The sequence below is a fragment of the Paraburkholderia terricola genome (assembly GCF_003330825.1).
Classification (GTDB): Bacteria; Pseudomonadota; Gammaproteobacteria; order Burkholderiales; family Burkholderiaceae; genus Paraburkholderia; species Paraburkholderia terricola.
The window spans coordinates 399,974-423,173 of the sequence record NZ_CP024942.1; the positions used below are offsets into that span (position 1 = coordinate 399,974).

General features: G+C 59.3%; 19 protein-coding genes and 4 pseudogenes. 11 read left to right on the forward strand and 12 right to left on the reverse strand.

Going from position 1 to position 23,200, the window contains the following annotated elements; translation table 11 throughout:
• Nucleotides 1-15: 15 nt before the first annotated feature.
• Nucleotides 16-774 (reverse strand): annotated as a pseudogene (istA, locus tag CUJ90_RS20260) (IS21 family transposase); the annotation flags it as partial.
• 223 nt (nt 775-997) lie between these two features.
• Here istA and CUJ90_RS20265 point away from each other — a divergent pair.
• Together CUJ90_RS20265 and CUJ90_RS20275 are read left to right on the forward strand one after the other, a co-directional pair.
• Nucleotides 998-2,596 carry an integrase catalytic domain-containing protein gene (locus CUJ90_RS20265; protein ID WP_114162142.1) on the forward strand — a complete coding sequence of 533 codons (1,599 nt, stop codon included), beginning with the start codon at nt 998-1,000 and terminating at the stop codon, nt 2,594-2,596.
• Nucleotides 2,597-3,527: 931 nt separating this feature from the next.
• Nucleotides 3,528-4,421, forward strand: a complete 894-nt coding sequence (locus tag CUJ90_RS20275) for a recombinase family protein (protein WP_114163795.1) — start codon at nt 3,528-3,530, stop codon at nt 4,419-4,421.
• On the opposite strand, the gene CUJ90_RS20280 is transcribed toward CUJ90_RS20275, so the two are convergent.
• From CUJ90_RS20280 to CUJ90_RS20295, 4 genes are all read right to left on the reverse strand, one after another.
• On the reverse strand, nt 4,348-4,752 hold the full coding sequence (locus CUJ90_RS20280; protein ID WP_244220101.1) for a DUF3303 domain-containing protein: 405 nt from the start codon (nt 4,750-4,752) through the stop codon (nt 4,348-4,350). The genes CUJ90_RS20275 and CUJ90_RS20280 overlap by 74 nt on opposite strands.
• A 458-nt stretch (nt 4,753-5,210) precedes the next feature.
• Nucleotides 5,211-6,602, reverse strand: a complete 1,392-nt coding sequence (locus CUJ90_RS20285) for a PQQ-dependent sugar dehydrogenase (protein ID WP_114163796.1) — start codon at nt 6,600-6,602, stop codon at nt 5,211-5,213.
• Between the two features lie 262 nt (nt 6,603-6,864).
• The gene (locus tag CUJ90_RS20290; RefSeq protein WP_083086386.1) at nt 6,865-7,179 is read right to left on the reverse strand and encodes a hypothetical protein; all 315 of its coding nucleotides are present in this window, start codon (nt 7,177-7,179) and stop codon (nt 6,865-6,867) included.
• Between the two features lie 294 nt (nt 7,180-7,473).
• Entirely contained in the window at nt 7,474-8,655 is a 1,182-nt protein-coding gene (locus CUJ90_RS20295) for a GNAT family N-acetyltransferase (RefSeq protein ID WP_114163797.1), read from the reverse strand.
• 1,413 nt (nt 8,656-10,068) lie between these two features.
• Here CUJ90_RS20295 and CUJ90_RS20300 point away from each other — a divergent pair.
• Nucleotides 10,069-10,812, forward strand: a complete 744-nt coding sequence (locus CUJ90_RS20300; protein ID WP_114163798.1) for a GNAT family N-acetyltransferase — start codon at nt 10,069-10,071, stop codon at nt 10,810-10,812.
• Between the two features lie 27 nt (nt 10,813-10,839).
• Here CUJ90_RS20300 and CUJ90_RS20305 read toward each other — a convergent pair.
• Nucleotides 10,840-11,975 (reverse strand): IS3 family transposase gene (locus CUJ90_RS20305; RefSeq protein ID WP_114163799.1). Its coding sequence is split into 2 segments (ribosomal slippage): nt 10,840-11,711 and nt 11,711-11,975, totalling 1,137 coding nucleotides; the frame shifts between segments, so codons are not numbered across the junction.
• Here CUJ90_RS20305 and CUJ90_RS20310 point away from each other — a divergent pair.
• Nucleotides 11,908-12,483 (forward strand): GNAT family N-acetyltransferase, encoded by a 576-nt coding sequence (locus tag CUJ90_RS20310; protein WP_114163800.1) that lies wholly within the window; start codon nt 11,908-11,910, stop codon nt 12,481-12,483. The genes CUJ90_RS20305 and CUJ90_RS20310 overlap by 68 nt on opposite strands.
• 253 nt (nt 12,484-12,736) lie before the next feature.
• On the forward strand, nt 12,737-13,009 hold the full coding sequence (locus CUJ90_RS20315) for a hypothetical protein (RefSeq protein WP_083086380.1): 273 nt from the start codon (nt 12,737-12,739) through the stop codon (nt 13,007-13,009).
• 555 nt (nt 13,010-13,564) lie between these two features.
• Here the strand turns inward: CUJ90_RS20315 and CUJ90_RS32440 are convergent.
• The 4 genes and pseudogenes from CUJ90_RS32440 to CUJ90_RS20340 form a co-directional block, all read right to left on the reverse strand.
• On the reverse strand, nt 13,565-14,770 hold the full coding sequence (locus tag CUJ90_RS32440; RefSeq protein WP_152035368.1) for a hypothetical protein: 1,206 nt from the start codon (nt 14,768-14,770) through the stop codon (nt 13,565-13,567).
• A 1,726-nt stretch (nt 14,771-16,496) separates the two neighbouring features.
• A pseudogene (locus CUJ90_RS20330) lies at nt 16,497-17,063 on the reverse strand (DNA adenine methylase); the annotation flags it as partial.
• A gap of 241 nt (nt 17,064-17,304) precedes the next feature.
• Nucleotides 17,305-18,327: an IS110 family RNA-guided transposase gene (locus CUJ90_RS20335; protein WP_114164667.1), complete on the reverse strand. Its 1,023-nt coding sequence runs from the start codon at nt 18,325-18,327 to the stop codon at nt 17,305-17,307.
• Nucleotides 18,328-18,390: 63 nt separating this feature from the next.
• Nucleotides 18,391-18,615, reverse strand: a pseudogene (locus CUJ90_RS20340) (DNA adenine methylase); the annotation flags it as partial.
• Nucleotides 18,616-18,876: 261 nt separating this feature from the next.
• Here CUJ90_RS20340 and CUJ90_RS20345 point away from each other — a divergent pair.
• From CUJ90_RS20345 to CUJ90_RS20355, 3 genes are all read left to right on the forward strand, one after another.
• A complete protein-coding gene (locus CUJ90_RS20345; RefSeq protein ID WP_161553712.1) occupies nt 18,877-19,401 on the forward strand; it encodes a glycoside hydrolase family 73 protein in 525 nt (174 codons plus the stop codon).
• Nucleotides 19,401-19,745, forward strand: a complete 345-nt coding sequence (locus tag CUJ90_RS20350) for a hypothetical protein (protein WP_114163803.1) — start codon at nt 19,401-19,403, stop codon at nt 19,743-19,745. The genes CUJ90_RS20345 and CUJ90_RS20350 overlap by 1 nt, the downstream gene beginning before the upstream one ends.
• A gap of 163 nt (nt 19,746-19,908) precedes the next feature.
• On the forward strand, nt 19,909-20,184 hold the full coding sequence (locus CUJ90_RS20355; protein WP_114163804.1) for a hypothetical protein: 276 nt from the start codon (nt 19,909-19,911) through the stop codon (nt 20,182-20,184).
• Here the strand turns inward: CUJ90_RS20355 and CUJ90_RS20360 are convergent.
• Together CUJ90_RS20360 and CUJ90_RS20365 are read right to left on the reverse strand one after the other, a co-directional pair.
• On the reverse strand, nt 20,153-20,779 hold the full coding sequence (locus tag CUJ90_RS20360) for a hypothetical protein (RefSeq protein WP_114163805.1): 627 nt from the start codon (nt 20,777-20,779) through the stop codon (nt 20,153-20,155). The two genes, CUJ90_RS20355 and CUJ90_RS20360, sit on opposite strands and share 32 nt — an antisense overlap.
• Entirely contained in the window at nt 20,776-21,327 is a 552-nt protein-coding gene (locus tag CUJ90_RS20365) for a glycoside hydrolase family 108 protein (protein WP_114163806.1), read from the reverse strand. The genes CUJ90_RS20360 and CUJ90_RS20365 overlap by 4 nt, the downstream gene beginning before the upstream one ends.
• Nucleotides 21,328-21,445: 118 nt before the next feature.
• On the opposite strand from CUJ90_RS20365, the pseudogene CUJ90_RS20370 reads away from it, so the two are divergent.
• The 3 genes and pseudogenes from CUJ90_RS20370 to CUJ90_RS20380 form a co-directional block, all read left to right on the forward strand.
• Nucleotides 21,446-22,021: pseudogene (locus CUJ90_RS20370) on the forward strand (PRTRC system protein A); the annotation flags it as partial.
• Entirely contained in the window at nt 22,018-22,404 is a 387-nt protein-coding gene (locus CUJ90_RS20375; RefSeq protein WP_114163808.1) for a hypothetical protein, read from the forward strand. The pseudogene CUJ90_RS20370 and the gene CUJ90_RS20375, both read left to right, overlap by 4 nt.
• Entirely contained in the window at nt 22,401-23,165 is a 765-nt protein-coding gene (locus CUJ90_RS20380; protein ID WP_167449683.1) for a PRTRC system ThiF family protein, read from the forward strand. The genes CUJ90_RS20375 and CUJ90_RS20380 overlap by 4 nt, the downstream gene beginning before the upstream one ends.
• Nucleotides 23,166-23,200 lie beyond the last annotated feature (35 nt).

Sequence of the window (23,200 nt, forward strand, 5' to 3'; positions counted from 1 at the left end):
CGGGGTTGTTGAGAACCACTGTGACATATTTTTTACCGCGCCATACTCGTGATCCATGCCACGGTTGTTGCGTGTGCCTTCCATCCCGTAGTGCTCGAGTAGCGCCGCATAGCGAACTGTGAAGTCTTCCTCTTCCTGCAGGTTCCTGAAGGCCGCCGACAGGCTGTCGGAGCGATGTTCGCGTGGGCAGCCGCCAGCCTGCCACAGCGCGTTCTGCAATCCCGTCGCGAGCGCCTGGAAGCTCTCCCCGCCATCGACCACGCTGGCGTACTCCCAGCGCGAGAACGCCAGCACGAAGTGATACAACAGGTGGCTAAACGCGACGCCGCCAATCGTTACGCACAATTTGTCCATGTGCGTGAAGTCTGACAGGCCTCGTGCGCCGGGCTGATATGTTTGAGGGAAGAACACTTCCTGGTTCGGGCCTTCGAGCGCGCGCCACTGGCTGACATGTCGCTCAAACGTGCGCCGCATGCTGTCCGGGAAGCGCTCGGGATGGTCCTCCTGCAATTTACGCAGCAGAGTGATCGCCTTCAGCTTTGGCGCAGCGCGTAGCAACGGGACCACTTCGCTCTCCCAGACATCGGCGAACGGATCTGGGCGCGAGCGCCAGTAGCGCCGCGGCTGCTGTGACGGTAGTCCGGCTTCGTGTTCGACACGCCGCGCCGTGCGCTCGCTCATGCCGGACTTCGCGGCAGCGAGCTTCTGCGGATGGAGTTTGCGATGGTTCATGTAGAGGCGGACCTGCTGGTCGGTGATGCGGCTTCCAGACATGGGCTGACCGCCTCAATTTAGGTTCAGTCAGCCATCCTAAGCCTCGCCGATCCGGCGCCGCCGGCAGTTCGTCGTCTCCGGCGGCTACGCCGCCTCCGACTCCTCACTACCGGCCAAGATGAATGTCGCTACACCGGCGCATTGACTCAGGTTTTTTGTTACCGAGCCAGGGTCGTTGCCTCATGTAATTTGCTACCCGTCAGAATGCTGGCGGGAGCGACTTATGGCGAGGCAGCTCAGCATGACAACACGACGGGAATTGACCGAGGCAGTCGGTGAGCGGTACCGCCGTTCGGACCGGAATGAGAAGCGCGAGATACTGGACGAGTTTGTTCAGGTAACCGGCTATCACCGCAAGCACGCGATCCGCGTTCTGTGCCGGGAGCCTCAACCTCCGAGCGCGAGGCCCGGCCCGCAACGGCGGTATGACGATGAGGTGCGGGATGCCCTGATCACGCTATGGGAAGCCGCCGACCGGATCTGCGGCAAGCGCCTGAAGGCGCTCATCCCTACGCTGATCGACTCGATGACCCGGCATGGTCACCTGACCCTATCGAAGCAACTGCGCCAACGCATGGACCAGATCAGCGCCGCGACCATTGACCGGCTGCTGCGTGACGTCCGCGAACAGGCCTTCGCCGGTCAGCGCCGGCGCGCTGGTGGAGTCGGCAACGCAATTCGCCGCGCGGTGCCGATCCGCACGTTCGCCGACTGGAGAGATCCGCTACCCGGCTATCTCGAGGTGGATTTCGTCGAGCATTGCGGTGGCACCAAGATCGACGGCGACTTCGTGCACAGCTTCGTGATGACAGACATCGCGACCGGATGGACCGAGTGCCTGGCCATGCCCTATCGCAGCGGTGCATTCGTTCTTGAGCACATCGAGCGCGTTAGCCGTGCCTTGCCGTTTCCGCTGCGCGGTATCGATTGCGATAACGATAGCGCCTTCATGAACGAGGCCATATTCGATTTCTGCAAAGCGACGGGTATCGAACTGACCCGCTCGCGACCCTACAAGAAGAACGACCAGGCCTGGGTTGAGCAGAAGAATGGCTCAATCGTGCGCCGCCTCGTGGGGTATGGCCAGTTGCGTGGACTTGATGCTACCGAAACCCTCGCTTCCCTCTATGAGGTGTCGCGGCTGTACATCAACTTCTTCCAGCCGTCATTCAAGCTGAAATCGAAAACACGCCATGGTGCACGGGTGACCAAGCGCTACGAAGCGCCTCTGACTCCCCTTGAGCGGGTCTTGCGATCGGCGTCGATACCCGAGTCAACCAAGCGCAGGTTGCGTACGCGGTTTCGGGCGCTAGATCCATTGGACTTATTGCGCCGCATGCGCGAAGCACAGCAGCGCGTCGCACGATGCAGCGCATCGGGTACGGCGCCGATGGAAACACAAACGGCCGATCAAATCCCCCTCGCTAACTTCCTGGCGAGTCTTGGAACAGCATGGCACGAAGGAGAGGTTCGAGCGACGCATCGCCGAAAGGCGCACGTCGCACACACCTGGCGCAGCCGTGAAGATCCGTTCGAGCATACGTGGCCGACCATACAGCAATGGCTTGAGAGCGAGCCCGGGATTACGGCGAAGAAGCTGCATGAACGCCTCGTCGCGATGGCTCCGGCGATGTATTCCAGTGCCCAGCTTCGGACCCTGCAGCGCCGTGTGAAGGCATGGCGATCGAACCGTGCGAGAGAACTGGTCACAAGGATACTTGGTCATGCGGATGCGGATGCGGATGCGGTGAAGGCTGGCGCCGCTACGCAGCGCCAGCCTTCACCGCAAAACAACGGGTCCGTGACAACTACCCGGGAGTAACATCATCCCGTGAGGCAACACGACCGGACGTAGTCATTGTCGCCGCCCACCCGTTCATGGCCGCCGAGGGAACACTGACTCCATTGGCACGGTCGTTGCAACTGATGGCTGGGCCAACCGGAGTTGCCATCAAGAACCTCTTGCACGGTATCCGTGGTTCCAGTCCGAAACGTGCGTTTTCACTTGTCGCCTTCGCTGCTATGCCTGTCGCAGTGGTCTGCGGAACCGGCATCGCTGCATTTGCCGGTTTGCTGCCCGCGTCGGGACATGTAGCCGACGCAGTGACGGCGACACCGTTGATTGACGTGCAGGTTCGCGGCCGGAACCTTGACCCGCATCGAGCTGCAGAACGACGCGAGGCGACCAGGACGGTTGAGCCTGACACGGCTATTGCCGGTAGACGGTGATGCAGCGACCTTGACCTCGTGAACCACAATCTGCACCGCCGACGGATTTCAACCAGGAGGGCGTGCGATGAGCGAGCCGCTGCCAGGTGGCCGGCGAAGCGGCGTTCTTCCACGATGAAATAGCCGCGACCAGACGAGACCGGCCCGCATGTGAGTTTTCTCTCTTGTGCCCAACCGCGCCGGCTGTCCGTCCCGAATCATGGCAACCCGGGCTGCCGCCACCCGATTGCATACCGAACTTCTGCACGCCGATTCACCCGGTTGCCGGGATCCACACCCACTTGATGTCTTTATCGATGTTGCCGGGCGCCGGCAGACTACTTTCGACAGCATCTCTGTAACCACATACGCGACAGGCATATGGAGTGTGACCCACTCAACAAAAAACTCTTCGCCGTCAGTTGGGGCGCCGGTGGGCTTCGTGGTTGCGGCCCTAACTCACGGGCCGGGCACTGACGTCTTTCCTCCTTGACTTGGCCGGCGAGCGGGCTATCACTGAATACCGCGCCGGACAGGAGATCGAGATGCAGCAGGCGGCCGCCGCATCGGTTTCACTCGCTGGCACGAACGCCGCGCAGTATGTGCGCATGTCCACGGACCACCAGCAATACTCAATCGGGAACCAGAAACAGGCTATCGCTGACTTCGCAGCGGCGCGAAACATTGCGGTCATTGCGACCTATGAAGACGCCGGCAAAAGTGGCGTGACAATCAGGGGCCGGCCGGCTCTGCTCCGGTTGCTGCAGGACGTGCAGTCGGGCACTCACGCCTTCAGCGCGGTGCTCGTCTACGATGTAAGCCGTTGGGGGCGTTTCCAGGACGTGGATGAAAGTGCCCACTACGAGTACATGTGCCGCCAGGCGGGTGTGCAGGTCGTGTATTGCGCTGAGGAGTTTGCATCGGACCGCGGCGCCGCAGCCAGTGTGATGAAGGCGCTCAAGCGCGCAATGGCCGGTGAATACAGCCGTGAACTCTCGCGCAAGGTGTTCGTCGGCCAATGCAGGCTTGCCCGACTGGGCTTCTGGCAGGGGGCGGCGCCGGGCTATGGGCTGCAGCGGGTACTGGTCGACCCAGCCGGGACCGTGAAAGGTCTCCTACGCGAACGTGAACACAAGAGCATCCAGACAGACCGGATCATCATTGCGCCTGGCGGTGAACACGAGGTCGCGCTCATTCGGCGCATTTACGACTGGTACATTCATCATGGGGTCGGCTGCCGGAGGATTGCAGACAGGCTCAATGCATTCGGTATCCTTAATTCGCATGGCCGCCCATGGAACCCGCGAGCAGCACGATTCTCCGACGCGCCGTGTTGCCGGCTTGCCTCTTTTCCTTGTCCGCGTCCTATTTCGACGCCGCCTGATGAGCCGCGAGCACGGCACCCAGTTCTTCGTCGGACATCGCGGGAGCGGAAGTGAACGAGAACAGATCCCCCCATTGAAGTATCCATTCCGCGAGCCCACTAGCATCTGTCGCTTCAACGATGGCAACGCCACTCAATTCACCGATCGCATGCCAGCGTCCCAGCAGCTCGACGTTGTCCGGCGGACGGCCGCCGGTTTTCATGAAGCGCTCGATTGCAAGCTCTTGTGTCGGCGGCAGGCCCTTCCATTGAACAATGAACTTCATTGCAGTCCCCATTCGCAGATTGGCGACGCCGGCTCGTGGCGGGCCGTCGACACCCCACACGCCGCAGCGTCGCGGCGCGTCGACGCCCGGGATCGGGGCTTGGAGTGTTTCCTCATCCACACGATCGGTATGAGGCCACGAGGCGCATAGTTCATCATAGATTGGCCCGCGCAATAGAAACCCTCTGAATACAGCAGCGAATGGCCAACTTTCATAGCAATGCCGCCACATCTACTGCCTGACAATATATAGCAACTACGATTGTCGATTGGGTCTCATTGCGCAGTGACACGTTGCGCCAGACGTATAGCGTCGTCGGTGCCAGGCCGCATGCTCGCCTGAGCAGTTTTCCACTTCTTCGAATGCGGGAGAGCCCGTTTCCGTCGAGGGGCCGGTCGCGGGCCAGCTCCGGCCTTTCGTCATGCTGAGCCGACGGGCATTCAAACGGCGGCTTCAACCTCTGAAGCCGCCGTTCGTCTGTTTCGGGTCCAATCTCCTAACACGCGGACCAAACGCACAACTCGCGCAAGGCACAGGAATCGTTTAGCGCCAGCCAGGCACCACTCAGCTGTCGCCTCCTATTTATGCGTAAATCGCCTCACGGTACCGGTAACGAGGTCTACGTAAAAGAGGTCCCCGGCCGGACCGGATTTCAAATCCACCGGTCCTCCCTGCAGGTCTCTTGCAAAGGACTGTGGCGTATTATTCGGCGGCTGCATTGTCCAGATGCATTTCCGAAGAAGATCGCCAAAGTACAGGGCGTTCCTGAACTCAGGAGGGTAGGTTGTGCTGGTGCCGTCAGTGAATCCAATCGCGGAGATCACACTACCGTTTTGATCAGCCCCACCGCCGGACGGCTTGCCACCGCAGGTCCTTCCCTTGCTGTCTTGGGCCGTAACGTAACTCGCATGAGCGTACGCAAAGAACGGTGCAGTGACGCCGCCAACGCTTCCGCAGTATGCGGTGTTCTGGTAGTCGGGTTGAGGAGCCGCACTGAAGTTGTTGTTGGGGGCCCATCCTTCGAAACACGGCCACCCAAAGTTCTGGCCGGCGACGGTGAAGTGATCGATGGATTCCCAGAGGGTCCAACCCACATTACCGATATACAGTTCATCCGTCATACCGGGCAGTCTGGCGAAGCGGAACGGATTGCGCAGGCCGTTTGTGACAACGGAAACGCTTTGGGTTGTCGCGCCCGGGTTCGTTACCCTGAGAATAACGCCATCGTTGTAGGGCGACACGCTCTGACTGCGAAACGCCCCCTGCGGCAAGTTTGTACCATCGCCGCAAGCGGTATCCAACTGGCCGTAGTCGACCCGGTCGAAGCTTGCGCCATCGCCGGCACTGACATATAGCGTTTTATTATCGGCTGCGAAGACCAAGCCCCCGATGCTGTGAGACGTATAGTAAAAACACCACGGCTGGCTGGTGGATCCTGCGCGGGGCAGAATCTTCGTTTCGCCTGACCCCGTTAAAAGCGAAAGTTGGCCGCCGGTAAGGACGTTCCCATTACACGCTCCTGTGGTAGGACGCGTCGTGTAAAGCACGTAGACGTTCCCATCATTCTGCGGGTCGACTGCAAGTCCGAGGAGCCCCCGGTCGGCATCATTGCAAACTTCGCTCCCCAAGTCGGCGAGCAACGTACAGGTAGGGGCCGCCAAATCGCAATTCCAAACCTTGCCCCCTTTTTCGGTGACGAAAACCCTGGTCTTGCTTCCGTTAAAGCTTATCGCGGTCGGCTGAGTGAGACAGCCTGCGTATAAGATCTGCTCGGTAAAACCAATGGGAAGCTTCGGTTGCGGCCTGGTCGTGGACGCGGGCTGGCATGTAACCGACTGCCCGACAGCAACATTGGGTACAGCAGCGGCCTGAGCGCGCGCCACATCGGTGAAAGCCAACAATATGAGCAACGCTGCCAGCGTGGCGATCACGGGGCTTCGGCTTGGCCAGCCTTCTACGGAGTGCGGCATCTTATCCTCCCACTCACGGATAGATTCATCGCGAAACCATTTAACGATAGGCCGTTTGCCCACAGGTCGGCGGACAAAGTAGCGACGTCGCACGCCGGCAAGCAAGCTGAATGGGAGGATGAGCTGCGGCCGGCACGCGCTTCGCTGACATATGAGACAGGCGCTAAGACGCCGACCGATATCTCGCTGTAAGCTGCCGTTCGAACTGTTGAATAGCGGACGGCCCTTCCGGGCCCGCATTTTGGCATCACCTGTTACGACATCAGCCGCCCGGACCGAGCGAGCGCTCCTGACTGGCTCCTCCTTCAACCGCAGGCCTCGCAGCGTGTCTTCGGGAAAGTACGCAGTCGATGAAGGTATGGGCCCGGTTTTCAGCGTATCTGAACGCCTCATGCTCGGACATGAATTCGAGCCGCTCAGGAAAACCTGCGATCTCCTCGCCGGGATGTCCAGACTTTTTGATGAACCAGGACACCTTGTATCGACGCCCAACGCCATGGAAAGACAACGTCCTGGCTGGAGTGACCTGAACATTGATGCTATACCCGCGGTATGAAGCAAAGATCTGGAAAGACATTGGCGCCCCCTCGTCCCGCTATTGCGCGAACCGACAACGAGTAGCGCGCAACCCGCATGCCGCCCGGAATGTGGCCAGGGAAAGTACCTTGGCAGGCCTCGACGCGCAGATCCACGCTGGCGACCTGATCAATAATCCGCCCGACGGAAGCATTTTGCGGATCATCGCTGTAGCTTTGAAATCGCCGTTGACACCTGCCGAGCAGCTTCGGCCGGGCCTGTTGATGCTAACCAGATCAACGTACGCTTCCTCGTTCCGATGTTCAGGAAGGTGTTCGCGTTGTCGCAATAGTCATCACTGGTCACGCTTCTGTCGCCCTACGCGCTGGCCTACCGAACGTGATACAGATCGCCCCACATGCACGATGCCGCGCATCGCAGCATAGTCTGCTCTCGCCCGCTCGACTTCGAGCCGCGGAACCAGGGTTCCTCCGAAACCGCTGAGGAACTTGAGAATGCCGACATTGGAAATGCCGTCGAAGTCGAAAGTGAGATTTTTTTCCCTGGCATTGCGCATGGCGTGCCATAACAACAGGCCGATGGCACCGCCATGGGCATCGTCTTTTCTCGACGACAGCAGGTAATACATCGTTTGCTTATCCCATATCACCGCGATCGCTGAGCACAGGCTGCCGTCCGCCTGGTAGGCGCCAAGCACCATACCCGAGCCCCTCGAGACGAAGGCATCGACGAGTTGCCTCATGACGTGAGTGCCGTACACATTGTCCCGATTCCGGCGCGTCAGATTGGCATCGTAGAACCTGACGAACAGGCTCGCGTCGGGTATCTGACGAACGGTGTGCTGTTCGCCGGCACGGCGAATCAGATTGCGGGTATTCGGACGAAGTCCGGTCCATACGTCCGGCTCCGCCCTGCCGGGCCCGATCCGCATCGTATAGCTCACCGCGACCCCGAAGCCCAGCAACGCAAATCCAACGGCATCCGAAACGCGCGGATCGAACCGCTGGTGAAACAGCGCGCACTCGGGCAACTGCTCGACCAGGGCTTGCGTCGCGCTGAAGCAATGACGCCAGTCATCGTCGCTCGTGCCTCTTGCTGCCGGAATCACGGGACCGAGCGTGCGCGTCAGCGGGGGCAAGGTCGAGAGGCGCCAGATGCCCTTGCGTGTCATGGTGTACGGCATTTCAGCGACCAGGTGACCACGGTCATGAACCGACGCGAGCCTCCAGTTGCCCCCGGTCGCAATATCCAGCCACCACGGTTCGTGAAAAATCGAGCGCTCGCTCAGACCGGCGCGTGCGGCGTGGATGATAGTTGTCCTGGCGTTGCTCACATCGGTGCGCACTCGGTCGAGTTCGATTCGTGGTGCAGGCATCAGCTTCACGGAGACGTCTTCGTTAACCATGTTCACGGTACCGGCGTAACTGTCGCAAGCAGCCACATAAGGATTCAATCGGCTGGAGCGTTTACAGATAACGGGTTTAAATATCGACACGGCCGCCGAGGCTTCATTCATGAAACCCGTTATATAGTCGCTGCCCCGTCGCGCTTTGGCGCCAAACACCGCTGTTGCGGCGTCACGTCAAATTGTGGTCACCGTCCTGAAACGAACCCGGAAAGTGCGGCAGACCAAGCGTAGCGGCAGTTCGGATGCACCACTGTGGGCGATCAGACATTCGAAAATTGAAACCGCCGCCCTACCTTCAGGACATCACCCCGTTGCCGCGCGAGCCCAAGCAACCAGCAGTGTTGTAAAAAATTTATCGGTTTGTAAATTTATCGATTGTCGCCCGCGATCCGGGCGCTGCACCGTCGCCTCCTTGCCTGCGGCGCATCCAGTTTTAATGCTGCATAAAATACCTTGGGCTCTGTTACAAACGGAAATTCTGCATCTTGAACCGAGGACCGATGAACGATACCTTCAGGTCACTCCTGCGGACTACCCTGTCCACGCGGGAGGTGTTTTCAGCGGCGTCCTGGTTCTCAGCCGGTGACGCCGCTTTTTGCTCAAGCTTTTCGGTTGCAGCGTTTCAGATGCGGACCGTCGATGTGCGTCACGCCAGCCAGTGCTCAGCCGTAATCGTTTCGTATTACATATCAGGTGTGAGCGTGGACCGCCAACCCTGCTTTTCTGGCGCTGCGCAGGCCATAGCTCTTATGTATTAGTCCGGCGGCGCCACACCGTGAAATACACGTCTTGAACAGACGTTGCAAAGGGGGATTCATTCGCTTCCCCAGGACTGAGGAGGAGACAGTGCGAGACCATATCTGCCAGCCATACCGGGATCTCGGAGTACACGTACGTGTCGACGAGACCACAGCACTTTCCTTCAATGGTGCCGAGCCACGCTATACCGTCACCTGGTATGTGCATAAGAAAGCTCACTTCATTCCGGAAAACGTGGTTGCAAGTCATGCAGAGTCACTTGAGTTTGCGTGTCCCGAGGAGGCCGTCGCCTACGGTCAGCGTCGTGCGCATACCTTTGTTGATTGCGCATTCCTCGTGTTGAGGAACTGACGTCATCACGTGCGAGTCAGGAGTGCGACCTCCCCAGATCGCATCGGCGGCCTCTTGAGGCAGGTCGTGAATCAGGCCGACCGGCGGCCGCCACTAACGACTGCATCCAGGCGAGTGACGAGTGGCACCCTCGAGAATTACGTGAATGCTAATGTTGAAGCTTCGGACCGGTGTCAGGCGACATCGTGCTTGGGCATCGGCAGCTCTTCAGCCGCCCAGCGTCGGTCACGTATGTATAACACCGGCGCCACATAGGGTGGCTTGCGTTGCGGGTTTTACCACGCTCGCGGTTCATTTCAGAGCGCCTATAACCGTGCGCCACCGCACGCGTGGCGCTCCCATGCGAGGAGTAATCTTCCCCCGAGACGTGATGTCAAACAGGCTGCTTCATGCGGCTCTGGCGAGGCAGCGATGACGGTCCCGGATTTCCACTACGAAATCATCACCGACGAACATGCATTGGCCGGATTGCAACCCGAATGGGACGCGTTGTGGAAACGCGCAGGGGGGCGGCACTACCTGTCGTTCGCGTTCTGCTGGACTGCGTGGCAGCAGGTAGCGAAGCCGAAGGGCAGGTCATTGCGCTGCATTATCCGGCGCGACGAAGGCAGGCTTGCCATGGTATGGCCGCTTGTCCTGCGTCACCGGTTCATGTGGGCCTGCCTGGCACCGCTGTCCCCGGAGGCCGCCGATTACTCGGACATACTCATGGAAGCGCGTGCCGGGACCCTCTCCTGGATCGAAGGCGCCTGGCGCATCGCGACTGGGCACTGTGGCGCCGACTTCGTGCACCTGCCATACCTGCATGAGTCGGCGGACCTATACCGCGTCGCCGGGCAGGACCAGTCGCTCGTAACCAGGCACCGCAACGTTTCATATGTCGCAAAGCTCAGCCTCGAATGCAGGCAGCGCGACTGGACATCGTTCTGCGATTCGCTGACCGTGCTTGAGGAAAGTAAAAAGCCTGGTTCCATCGCGCGTCGCCTGGCGAAAAAAGGGCAACTGGATGCATCGCTGGTAGACCTGTCAGACAAGGGCGCCGTCGCTTCTGCCATCGACCTGATGCTCGAATGGAAGCGCGACTGGGGCGATCGTGTCGGCAAGCATGGGCAGTGGGTGACAGAGGTGGCCTCACTCGTTCGGACAGTCTTCTGAGATTTTTAAGTGGAACGTCCGGGGCGGTCATGCTGCCAATTTAATCGCAGGCAGCGTCGCGAAGTATGCCTCATCCGGCGTGCGGTCTTCCAGGCTCGAATGAGGTCGTCTCTGGTTATATAGATTGATGTAATCGCCGATCGAGCGCCGGGCGTGGCCGACCGATTCATAGGCTTTCAGATACACCTCTTCATATTTCACGCTTCGCCACACGCGCTCGACGAACACGTTGTCTCGCCAGGCACCTTTGCCGTCCATGGACAAGTTGATACCCCGGCTGAGCACGGCCTCGGTGAACACTGTCGAGGTGAACTGGCTGCCTTGGTCGGTATTGACGATCTCCGGTTGCCCGTACTTCGCGAACGCTTCTTCCAACGCCTCGACAGCGTGCATCGCCTCCATCGAGATCGCTACGCGGTGGGCCAGTACCTTCCGGCTGGCCCAGTCCACCACGGCGGTCAGATACACAAAGCCGCGTGCCATCGGGATATAACTCGTATCCAGTGCCCAGACCTGGTTTGCCCGATTGATCGTCATGCCCCGCAGCAGATACGGCCAGATCTTGTGCCGCGCATTGCGTCGGCTCGTGTTCGGCTTGCAGTACAGCGCCTCAATACCCATGCGCTTCATCAGCGTGCGTACGCGCCTGCGGCCAATCTCGTGTCCCTCGCGACGCAGCAGGCGCGCCAGCATCCGCGCTCCCGCAAACGGAAACTCCATGTGCAGTTCATCGATCCGGCGCATCAGCAACTGGTCTGCCTCGCTCACCGGTTGCGCTTGGTAGTACACGCTCGATCTTGCGATACCAACGAGTCGCGCCTGCTGCGAGACCGGCAATGCGTGCGTACGATCGATCATCGCTTTGCGCTCAGCAATCCCGCCTTGTTGAGCGCGCCGCTTAAAAAATCGTTCTCCAGCGTGAGTTGGCCGATCTTCGCATGTAGCTCCTTCAAATCGACTTGCGGCTCGCTCGACGCCGCGCCACCTGCGCCAAACACTTCGACGGCACGTTCCTGCAACTGCCGCTTCCATTCGGTGATCTGGTTCGGGTGCACATCGAACTGCTGCGCCAATTCGGCTAGCGTCCGCTCGCCCTTGACCGCCGCCATCGCCACTTTCGCTTTGAACGCGGCTGAGTGCGTCCGTCGGGTTCTCTTCGTCATCTTCAAGGTTCCTTTGTCGGCATTATCGCCGGCCCAGGCCCCAAACGTTCCACTTACCCGACTGTCCGAATTTGCGCGGCCACCTCTGACGTCCGTTCACTACCGGAACTTCCTCGTCGAGTGGCTATCGTCGCCGTTGGCAACGGAAGCCCATCTGCTCGTCGTCGCGCTTGATGGCGAACCGCTCGCGGCGCTGGTGTTCTGCGTTGACAACTGCTGCGCGAGCACAATCATTTCAGGCTTCGACCAGGCGCAGCGCAAGCTCTCGCCCGGTTTGCTGGCGTACGAATATGTCGTGCAATGGGCATTCGACCTGGGGCTGGATCTCGACTTCGGCGCAGGCGACGAGCAGTACAAGCAATTCTGGGCCCGCGGCAACAAGGGGGGCGTCTGGACGTTGCGGACTGTCAGTTCTCCGTGGGGGCGCCTGGGAATGCGTGCTCTACGTCTGCAACAGGGGATCATGTCCCATGCGAAGGGAACGCTGCAGACCCTGCGTAGAACGTGAACACGTCACAGATCCCGGCGCGACGGCGGACATCCTTCATCGATCACACGATCTGTATATTTTCCGATCACGACGCCTCGCTTATTAGGTGCTCCTGCACAACGAGCTCGATTCACTCTTCCCGTTTCGCCAATCGCTTAAGTTTCCGCTCAGGTGCGCGTGCTAGATTGGCTAAGGTGGCAGGTTCCGTTCATCAACGGCAGGAGCCACCGCCCGGACGGAGCAAGGCAGCTACAAAAGAGAGGTGAACCTCATGCCCAAAGGAAAATCTCGCGGCGGCGCCATGATCTCTCCTACTGCTGCTCGAGCAATCTACTTCCTCGAACTGGCCCGGGGCTGTTCACACGTCAGCAGTATGCTTACACCCGATACCCGTACCCGGGCGATCACCGAGGTCATCGGTGAGTTTCGCAACCTGTATGGGGATGAGGAAGTAGCACTGTTTAAAGAGCTACTTGCCGAGGATCTGGAACGACGAGGTAAAGGCGACGCTGCATTGGAAGTACGTGGCTTCACTTGTGCCTAGGAGACACACTTTGCTGATGCAGCAGTACCTGCGCCTTTTCTGACCGGCTTTTTAAGGCCGACCTACGCCAGAAACCACGCCATCTAGTGATGGTTCACCCAGTTGGATGGATGGAATGCGTCGCCGAGTGAGGCGCGCGAGCCGTGATGTCGGCTCGTGGTCTGCGAGGGGAAGTTTTATCCGATAGGGCCGTCGAATATTGATCCGCTCCATTCAGACAAATATTCTTTCAGATCAATCACCCGGCGTCAGAATCCCCGTGCATGGCTCCTCCATGGCACCGCCCCCTTGACGCGGATCGCGGTGACTCTTGCGACGACAGGCAGCGACCGGCCCAGTTTCGGACATCGGCTGGCGTCCCGACTCCGCCATTCGTACGTCTCAAGCTTCCAGATATCGGACATTCAAAGATCGGCGCCGGTCGCCGTTTGAGATCTGAGCGGCCGTCAATGAGCATCGCACATCCGGCACCTTGACGTTTCTCAGTAGGGCTCATCTTCCTTGCGTTCTCTGTCCTTTGAACAACTCGGATGCATCATCAGCATTACAACTTCCTTAGCGATCGACGAACAATCCAAGAGTTTTTATTGGTCTATACCCGTTAATGAATTGGATCAACAATTCGCGATCAGCGTCGTAAACTTCCTGGGAACCTATGACCGGAACGGCAACACCCTCATATCTTACGGTAACCGGAGGCGGCCGGCTGATTCCATACCTTCGGGTCGCCAACTGCTCTGAGTCGTCGGCTACGCGAACATACGTCGTGGCAGAAGCGGTGTCGTCAGTTGGCTGAAGCAGCCAAACATCGCCGATCTTTCTGAGCGGTACGCTGAACCTATCCAGATTTCGTCCCGTTTTGATTCCAGCCCGGTCAAACGGGAAGAAATTATGGGCGCCGTCACGACCGGCAACGCTTGTCTCAATACGTGCAGGCGTATCAGCGACGACGATGCCTTTCTTGTCCGAGAAAAATTGCATTGCAGCTTCAGAATTGCCCCACATCGATTTTGGTTCCATTCTTGCCTGCACGGATTGGAAGTATATATTCCCTTTCGATACAGTCTCCCGGAAACTCAGTTCCTCCTTCGAGAATTCATAGTCCTTGGTTGCGGAGTCGATGCGCCGCATCGATTCAGACTTTATTAAGACTTCGTATCCCACCCCGCGATAATAGTTTTCTGTAAATACTTGGATCGTGAAGGGATCGGTAACCGAATCGACAATCATGACAGGCGATGAGTATGGGATGGGATCGTTTTCCGGCGCTTCCTGGGCACCCGTCGCACAGTAATTCGGAGCCGTAACGAGAACTGCGGCTTCGGCTCCCAACATCTTCAGTACAGGACCGGGCCGAGGAAAAATCGTCCACGGCGAATTTTGACTTGCATTCGCGGTATCCCGGATACGTGTGCACCGCCAGTTGTATGAGATTTCGCGCGGCTCCCGGTTTATGAGGAGTACCACGTTGAGTTCGAACTGGCGAGTTTCGTTAATCGCTGTGGGCGAAGGACAATGAAGATAGCCAGTCAAAGCCTCGTGCCATGCGCTTGATGAATTGAATCCCGCTGGCGTCGACCCGCTTTGCTCGGATCCGACAATCGCACCGAGGCCATGGCCTGTCATGTAAGTAGGAATGTATCGAGGTGGCCCGATTTTCTCGACGTCTTTGCAGATTTTAGACCGCGCCTCATTGTCCTCGGTTCTGCTCAACACTTCGTTCTTGAATCTTGCCTTTTCTTCATCGCTCAGTGAAGACATCGCCCACGTCCGCAACACTGTAACGGCTTGATGCGCAGTTCGATCGGGGACCCTCAAGATATCGTATCGGCCATAAACACCCGATAACGCATATAGAAACGTGGCGTCCTCGAATTTCCCTTGTTTGACACACGCGACCATTGCGGCGTCCAGATCTAGAAGAGTCAGACCTGCAAGCAGATCAGTCCGTTTCAAACACGTGTTTTTTTGGTGCGAGTTTGCACCGATGTCGACACGTGCTTGTCGAGAACTAAGGTCAACCTGAGCGCACGCGAATACCGTAGCGCAAAGACTCGAGATTGCAATCAGGAGCGTGATAGAAAATTTGACAAGGCAGCGTTTTTCTTTATTTGAGCTCATGCCGCGATATGTCCTTTACTCTAATAGAAGTCCCAGGTGCCGCGCTGGGTTACTCCCATTTTGGAGAGAAACGTTGATTCATATAGACCGGTGAATTCTTTGCTCACGTGCTTGAGAACTATCGGCGCAACCTTCCAAGGTTACTGTTGCCCGGCCAACACTCTGCGGGCTATGGTGCCGACACCGAACGACCGCTGTACCTTTGGAAGCTGCCCTTGACGTGACGTCGTATCGAACGACGGGGATGGGTCGTACTGAGCCGTTCAAGTTACTTTTGCTGGGTATTTTGCCGGCCGGCGATAGGTCAGGGGTGGAATGACAGGCGTAAGGCCTGGTCAGATAGGGATTCTCGCCGGCGACGGCGTGCGTACAGAAGCCCTCGCGACGCTCGCCGGCGAGGCCGCCGACTATGTCATCTGCTCCAAAGCAGGTCGCTCGCTTGAGAGGATGGGCCCCAGGTACGCGAGGCGTTTCGGCGTACCGATCCAGATCTACGCGCCCTTCACGTATGACGGTGCTTGGCCCATCTCTTTCAACCTCCTAATTTGATTCCCTCAAGGTGAACACCATCGTGGGATTGTCTCCGTTATATGAGCCAGGATTAGGCGGTGTACAGACGTAAATACCGCTATCATTCACATCAGATGTTGCCCTATTTTCCCCCAAAGATGGGACGGCCCAAAATAGTTCGACCTGGGCATCAGATCCGTCTTGAATAATGTAATTGCAGCGTCCGTGCGTCCCACCCTGCTCGTCTTCTGACTCTGATTCCCACTCGCCAGTAGATTGAGCCGGAATGGACTCCGGTGGACTGGTCACCCACTCTCCAGCTCCAAGAGAACAGTCATTGGGATCAAGCGACAGATCGTGGTTTGTCTTATTGACCAATTGAACAACGGCGCTTATTTGGGCCATCTTTGCCTCCACTTGGTTGAAAGTGGGTTCCGGTAAGGACGGAAGGTTCCGTAAGTGCAGGATGCACTCTCACATAGGGCTTTTAATTTGTCTAGAGAAACTCGCCCGCAGCGAACTTTTCAACCGTTAACAATCTGCAGCATCAAAAAGCATAATTCCAATCCCGATCGCCGTCGCCGCAGCCAGCACGGTGCTGAGCATGCGCCCTGAATAGCCAAGCACTAAACTGCCTTTCTCGAATCGCCAGCAAATTTAACAATTTAGCTATTCAAGTTATCCCGGAGAGGTGCGTGCGAAGGAGCTTTGATGTCGAAATGGTGTTGTGAGATTCGCACGAGCCTTGCATTGTTTGGCATCCAATCGGATTGATTCTTATATGAGGAGGCCGGACTCGAATCACCGGAAAGGTTACACCCGAGCCCTCGACAAGGACTCCGGCAATCGCTCCAAGCTAGAAGAGTCCCGCCGGCTGTGCCGCATCATCCCAGCTGAAAATAATCACCTCCTTTCGCGCAGCCTCCCGCCCTCCACCGCCCACGGTGTACCTGATATCCACCGTCTCGATGTGAAACCCCTCGAACGCCCGACGGATGTCCGGATGGTCGTTGAGGCTCACGATCGCCCTGCCCTTCAGCGATCGCAGACGGGCTGCCATCTCAAGGTATTCGGAGTATGGAAACGGCACGCCGTAGCCTTCAGTCTCCCAGTACGGCGGATCCAGATAGAACAGCGTGTGCGGCCGGTCGTACTTGTCGATACACGCCTTCCAGTCGAGCCGCTCGACGAACGTGTTGGACAGGCGAAGGTGTGCGGCTGACAGTGTCTCCTCGAGCCGCAGCAGGTTTAGCCCCGGTGGTGTGGTCGTCGCCGTGCCGAACGACTGCCCTTCGATCTTCCCGCCAAAGCAGTTCTGCTGCAGATAGTAGAAGCGGGCCGCCCGCTGGATATCGGTGAGCGTTTCCGGGATCGTGTCCTGCAACCATCTGAACACCTGCCGGCTGGTGAGCGCCCACTTGAATGTATGGTCAGCCCTATTTTTGCAACTGCAAATTTCGATGAAGGCAAAGGCTTGCGCTAACGTATCCGGACTCTCGATGGGGACGTTACTCCCCGGTCCACGATGAAAATTCGCGCCCCACGATCCTCAAAACTGTCGCAGCTACGAGAGCTGATTCAAATGTCAGGTTCTTCGCGGGGCCGATTGCCGTTGTCGTCATCTACATTTGTCGTCGCAAAAGCAGGAAGAATGAATTGGGTTGCTATGCAGCTCGCTGCGGGTGCGGAACGTAGGCAGCGTTACCGCCCAGTACTGCCCATGCGATCCGGGCAAGCTTGGCAGCCAACGCGCAGGCGACGATACTCGAATTTCGCCGCTCCAGCAGCTGGCGTACCCAGATCGCCATGGCGTCGGTGCGTTTGTGAATGTGCATCATGATCGATCGGGCACACTGGACCAGCAAGGTTCGCAAATGCTTGTCGCCGCGTTTCGAAATACCGAGGAGCGTTGTCTTTCCCCCGGTACTGTATTGGCGTGGCACAAGTCCCAGAGACGCTGCAAAATCACGGCTCGTCCGGTATTGACGCGCGTCACCGGCCTGCGCAGCGAGCACGCTCGCGGTAATCGGCCCGATACCTGGGACTGTCAGCAAGCGTTGGGCGACATCATCTTCTTTCATCAGCGCGTTCAGTTCGCGCTCGATGACTGCGATTTGCTCGTTGAGGTGAAAAACGTAATCCCGGAGCTGCTCCAGCAACGCCACAAGCCGCGGCGGCAATTCATTTGCCTCAAGCACCGCAGGCAGTTTCCGGATCGCGGCTGGGCCGGTGCTAATGGCGATCCCGAACTCGACCAGATATGCATGAATCTGATTGTGAGCTGACCCGCGACTGCGAATCAGCATATCCCGTGTCCGGTGCAGCGCCGAGATCGTCTGCTGTTGCTCGTTTCTCACAGCCGCGAACCGCATCGTCGGGCGGGATGCCGCCTCACAGATTGCTTCCGCGTCGACGAAGTCGCTCTTGTTTCCCTTCACGAACGGTTTCACGTACTGTGGGGCGATCAACTTCACGTCGTGCCCGAACTGCAAAAATCTTCTCGCGAAATGATGTGCGCCAGAACATGACTCCATCACGATTCGGCAAACCGGCGTGTTGGCGACAAGCTCTACAAGCTCCTTGCGATTCAGTTTCCTGCGCCATAGCTGATGCCCTGCCTTGTCTTGGGCGTGAACGTGGAAGGTGTGCTTACCGAGATCGATGCCTAAAAGCGCGATGTTCTCCATGACAGTCCCCGACGTGAGTGAACGGACCAGCATACCCCGGAGGGCGGGCTGACCATATCATTACTGGCGCACGAACTCCTCGAGGTGATGCTGCACGACGCGGTACAGGTTCACCAGCTCGCCGTTGATGTCGTTGATCACCTCGACTTTCGCTGGCGGCCTCATGAAGTACAGCGCAGCCCCGCCCGCGAAGACCTCGACATAACACTCATGCTCAGGGAACCGCGGGATGAGATGGTCCGCAAGGCGGCGCTTGCCGCCGATCCATGGAACGATGGGAGTTGCCATATCTGGAATTGCCTTTTCTTTTTCGGTTAGAATTCGGCCCGCCTACCGGTAGGTAGCAGGGCCCTGGCTAATTCACTGGCGTGTTCAGTGGAAAGGTGACCGGGAGAAATGCGCGAACATCATCCCGGTCGCCCTGTCTTTTCCCGCGCCACGAAGCGCGATCAAAGTAACTTTATGCTGCGCGCATCGGGCGGCCGATTGCCCGTGATACGCGCGTGTGGCATGCTGGATCTCCCGTTTCGGACGAGGAACAGCCTGGTCATGGCGCAACCGTCGACACACCATCATGCCGCGACGCGGCACCAGCCGAAGCCCCACGTGGCGCCGGCGTACGTGCAGCAATTCATCGATACCCATCTGGCCGCCGCGCAGGAAGTGCAGCGCAGGTACCAGGTGCCCGCAGGCGTCGTCATCGCCCAGTCTGCACTTGAGAGCAACTGGGGAAGGTCGGTCGTCGGCAACGCCTATTTCGGCGTCAAGGGCCGCGCGCCCAGCGGCGACAGCACCACGTTCACCACTCACGAAGTGATCAACGGCCAGGCGATCAGGATCGACGATGCGTTCCGCGCCTACGGCAGCTATGAAGAGGCCGCCGACGACTACGCGCAGATGCTCCGCAACAACCCGCGTTTCCGGTCGTGCTTTCTCTATACCCGCAGTTCGCAGTTCGCCAACGCACTCGCCCGCAATGGCTATGCGAGGGATCCGTCTTACGCGGTCAAGCTCAACGCCATCATCCGTGCGCATAAGCTCGATCAATACGACGCGCGCAGGACCGCGCCATGATGCGCCGCGCAATCATTACCGCAGCGCTGATCGTCTGCACGCAGCTGTGCGCCGCGCAGCAACCGTTGACAGATGACAATGACGCAGCCGCCCGTGCGGCCGACATCACGCACACCTACGGTCTGTCGGAAGACAGGACCGAGTGCCTGCTCTTCGATACCGCCGACAAGGGCGAATACTTTCTGGTGCGGGTGCGCGAAAACCACACCGAAGCGTGCGGCGGTGCCGCCGGCGTCTCGCCTACCCTGTTCTTCCTGAAGATCCGCAAACGCGACGGCTATACGCTCACCACCGCGTACGACAGCGAGCAGTACCTGCCGCTCAGAACATCCGCAAAGAATTGAGGCGCGTACTGCTCCACGGCGTTCAATATCTTCAATGCAGGCGGCACCTGCGATCATCTGACCCTGACGGGCCCGAGCCGCTCAGTTCGTTGTGCGCACCACGAGTCCCCCTTTCTTTTTCAGAATTGGTGACCTAGATTCATATCCTGCCCAGGAGGGAATCATGCTGCACGCATACAAGGTCTACACGATCGACGCGACGCCTGATTTTTCGATTGGAAAGTTCTTCGCGCACGTCCGCATCAGCCGTCCGCCCCTCGAGGGAGAAAAGCACGGCCAAACGTTCGAAGCCATCGACCTCGGCCAGTTTGACAAGGAATGGTCTGCCGAAGCATTCGGCCGTGCCTGGGCGGTCGCCTGGATCGACGAGCACTGGGATGGAAACACCGCCACTGCAAGCGGCGAGCTCAGCCCGCTGGCCTATCCGGCCGGCTCGTGACCGCATCCGAGCGCGCCACCACGGTATCCGGCGACACCGCGAACTGCGTGATCGCCGCAGCCTGTTTGTCCGCACGCGACGACGAGCCGAAGAAGTACTCCTTCGAGCCAAGCACCATCGCGATCAGAATGCCGAACAGCGTATCGAGCGCCCGCATCACGCCGTCGTCGAGCCGGATCTGTCTGGCCGCCAGCAGGAACTCGAGGCCAATCACCGCGAAGAGCGCGACCGTATACATATAGGCGAGGTTGCGCGCCGTATGGTCGTGCTCCGCCGCCGCAAAATTACGTGCGCTCGCGCGATCGTCAGCCGCCACCCTGTCGGCCTGCACCTGGATGCCGGCCATGTTCTCCGCGTGCGTGAAACCCGCCTGCCGCATCTTCAATGCGAAATCGTCGTCGGCCTGCCTGAGCGCGAGCAGCTGCTCGGGCGTCATCTGCTGGCCGGTCAGTGCGGCCCTGACCGCGTCAACCGAACCATCGGCCAGACCGAGCCTGCCGGCGATCGCCGAGGCAGCCATCGCAGCGATACCGGGTACGCCGCCCGTCAATGCCGTGACGAGCCACGGCGCGACCGTTTTCAGGACATCCATCATGCGCTCACCCCCAGTGCACGATTGAGCTGCCAGCCGTATTCGAACGTCTCGTTCTCCACACGCTTTTCGGCACACTCGATGTAATAGACAGACTGCTGGGCGGTCACCATGCCCAGCAGCACCCGATGGCCGTCCGCACCCCGCGCGGCGAGAAACGCCTTCAGCGCCGCGATCGTCATCGCACCGATGCCGCCGTCGACGGCGAGATCGGCGAACGCACGCTGGTTCTGGTTCAGCACGTTCAGCGCACGCTGCAGGAAGCGCACGCCCGTCGCCGGCCCGGCGTTCACGCCAATGTCGAACAGCTTCTCCGCGAGCGCCGGCGAGACCGCGTCGACGAGATCGAACTTCGGCTGCTGCCAGTAGCGGCTGCGATAGATCTGCGCGGCGGTCGCGCGCGGCATGTCGCGCATCGCGCCGGTATAGCCGAACGCGCGGGCAACCGCGGCGGTGACGCCCCACATCGTTTCGCCGCCGGCGTCAAGCGCATTGTTCGCGTAGCCGCCCTCGCGGCCGATCAGCGCATCGATTTTTTCGTCAAGTGTCATTGCTTCGTTCCCTGTCTGGTTTCCCGCGTCATGGTCTGTTCCAGCACCTCGAGGCGCTGCTGCTGCAACCGGTTGAGGATGTCGCCTTCGTTGATGTGGGTGAAAGCATGCGAAGTTTGCCCCGCTGACGGACGTCGGTCACCGCTTTCTCATGACCGCGCAAGGCGTATTCATCGAAGTGCGCCGCCCCTGGCTGCACGTGATACAGCAACTTGCCAAACATAACGATGCGGGCCCGCGACCGCCCTACGGCGACATCGAACCGAAGATCGAACTCGCGTTCGGCCGTCTCGGCGCCGCGTTGCCATTCCTGCAGGCGTTTGCCGAGGAGGCGCGCGAGTCTCTGCCAAATGAGCATGCCGCCTGGATTGTGTGGGACCAGCAGAAGCAGCAACTCGCATACAAGGCGCTGCACGTGTCGAGCGCAACGCCCGGGTCGATCACCTTCGACCGGCCGCTGCTCGAGGCGCACGAGAGCCTCGCGATCGATATCCACAGTCACGGCGACGGCGCGGCGTTTTTCAGCGCGCAGGACGATGCCGACGATGCCGGCGAAGTGAAGATTTCGGGCGTGCTCGGTGGCCTCGGCGAAGGCGGAACCCCAAGCGTTGCATTCCGTCTCTGCGTGCTCGGCATGTTCGTGCCGCTGAAGGTTCCGGCCGACGCCATTTTCAAGGTCCCGGAGCCGGCGTGAACGAACTGGACATTGCTCAATACGCGGCACGCGCCGTGAACTGGGAATCACGCCGCTACTTCGTGCGCGAGCTCGAGGTCGTGCACGTGCGCCCGCGCCACGTCGCCGACGCACCGTGGAGACTGTTCGCTCCGCTGCAGAGCGACTCGGACGCGGCAGAACTGGCAGCCGCGGCACGCATCGACGTCAGCCATCACGACGCGTATGTCGCCGCGATAGCGGGCGTTGGCTCGATGCGGATCTTCACGCATGACGACATCGACGTCGACAGGCTGCCCGACTGGGATTGCGCTGAACGACGCCGAGCGATGCGCCGCGCGATTTCCGAATGCGCCGCGTTCATCGGGCGCGATCTCGGTCCCCTGTGGTGGAGAAAAGCATGACACACATTACCCCCGCCCACTTTCTCGATCGCCGCGTGAATGTCGCACTGATCGGCTGCGGCGGCAACGGCTCCCAGATGCTCACTGGCCTCGCGAGATTGAACCACGCGCTCACTGCACTCGGACATCCGGGCTTGCACGTGACCGCGTTCGACGGCGATACGGTTAGCGACGCAAACATCGGCCGGCAGATGTTCAGCCCGGCCGATGTCGGGCAGTACAAGAGCGCAGTGCTCGTTCATCGGCTGAACGCGTTCTTTGGCCTCGACTGGCACGCGCGACCGAAACATGCCGGCGCCGACGAACTGGTTCATGTCGGGCCCGGCATCGCGATCGTGTGCGTCGACAGCGCGGCGGCTCGCGCGAAGCTGGCCAAAACTTTGCAGAGCACAGCGGCTTACGTGATGGATCTCGGCAACCGCGCGAGCGACGGTCAGGTGATCTTCGGGTCAAGCCGGCCGGCCCAACGCGAAGGCAGCGCATCGCTGCGCTGGCCGTACGACGTGCTGCCGGAATTGGTCGATACGACGGTACCGGAAGACGACACGCCGAGTTGCGGCCTCGCCGAAGCGCTCGAACGACAGGAGCTTTTCATCAATCAGGCGATCGTGACGCCGGCGCTCGGGATCCTGTGGGAGTTTTTCCGTCATGGGCGGCTCAGCTGGTGCGGCGCGTTCGTCAATCTGAAGACCGGGCACGTTAGACCGCTGCCTGTTGATACTTGCGCGGAACGCCGAGGTGACAAATACCGGTTGATCTGATCGGCGGCGATCATGCCGGCCCACTAACCGCAGCA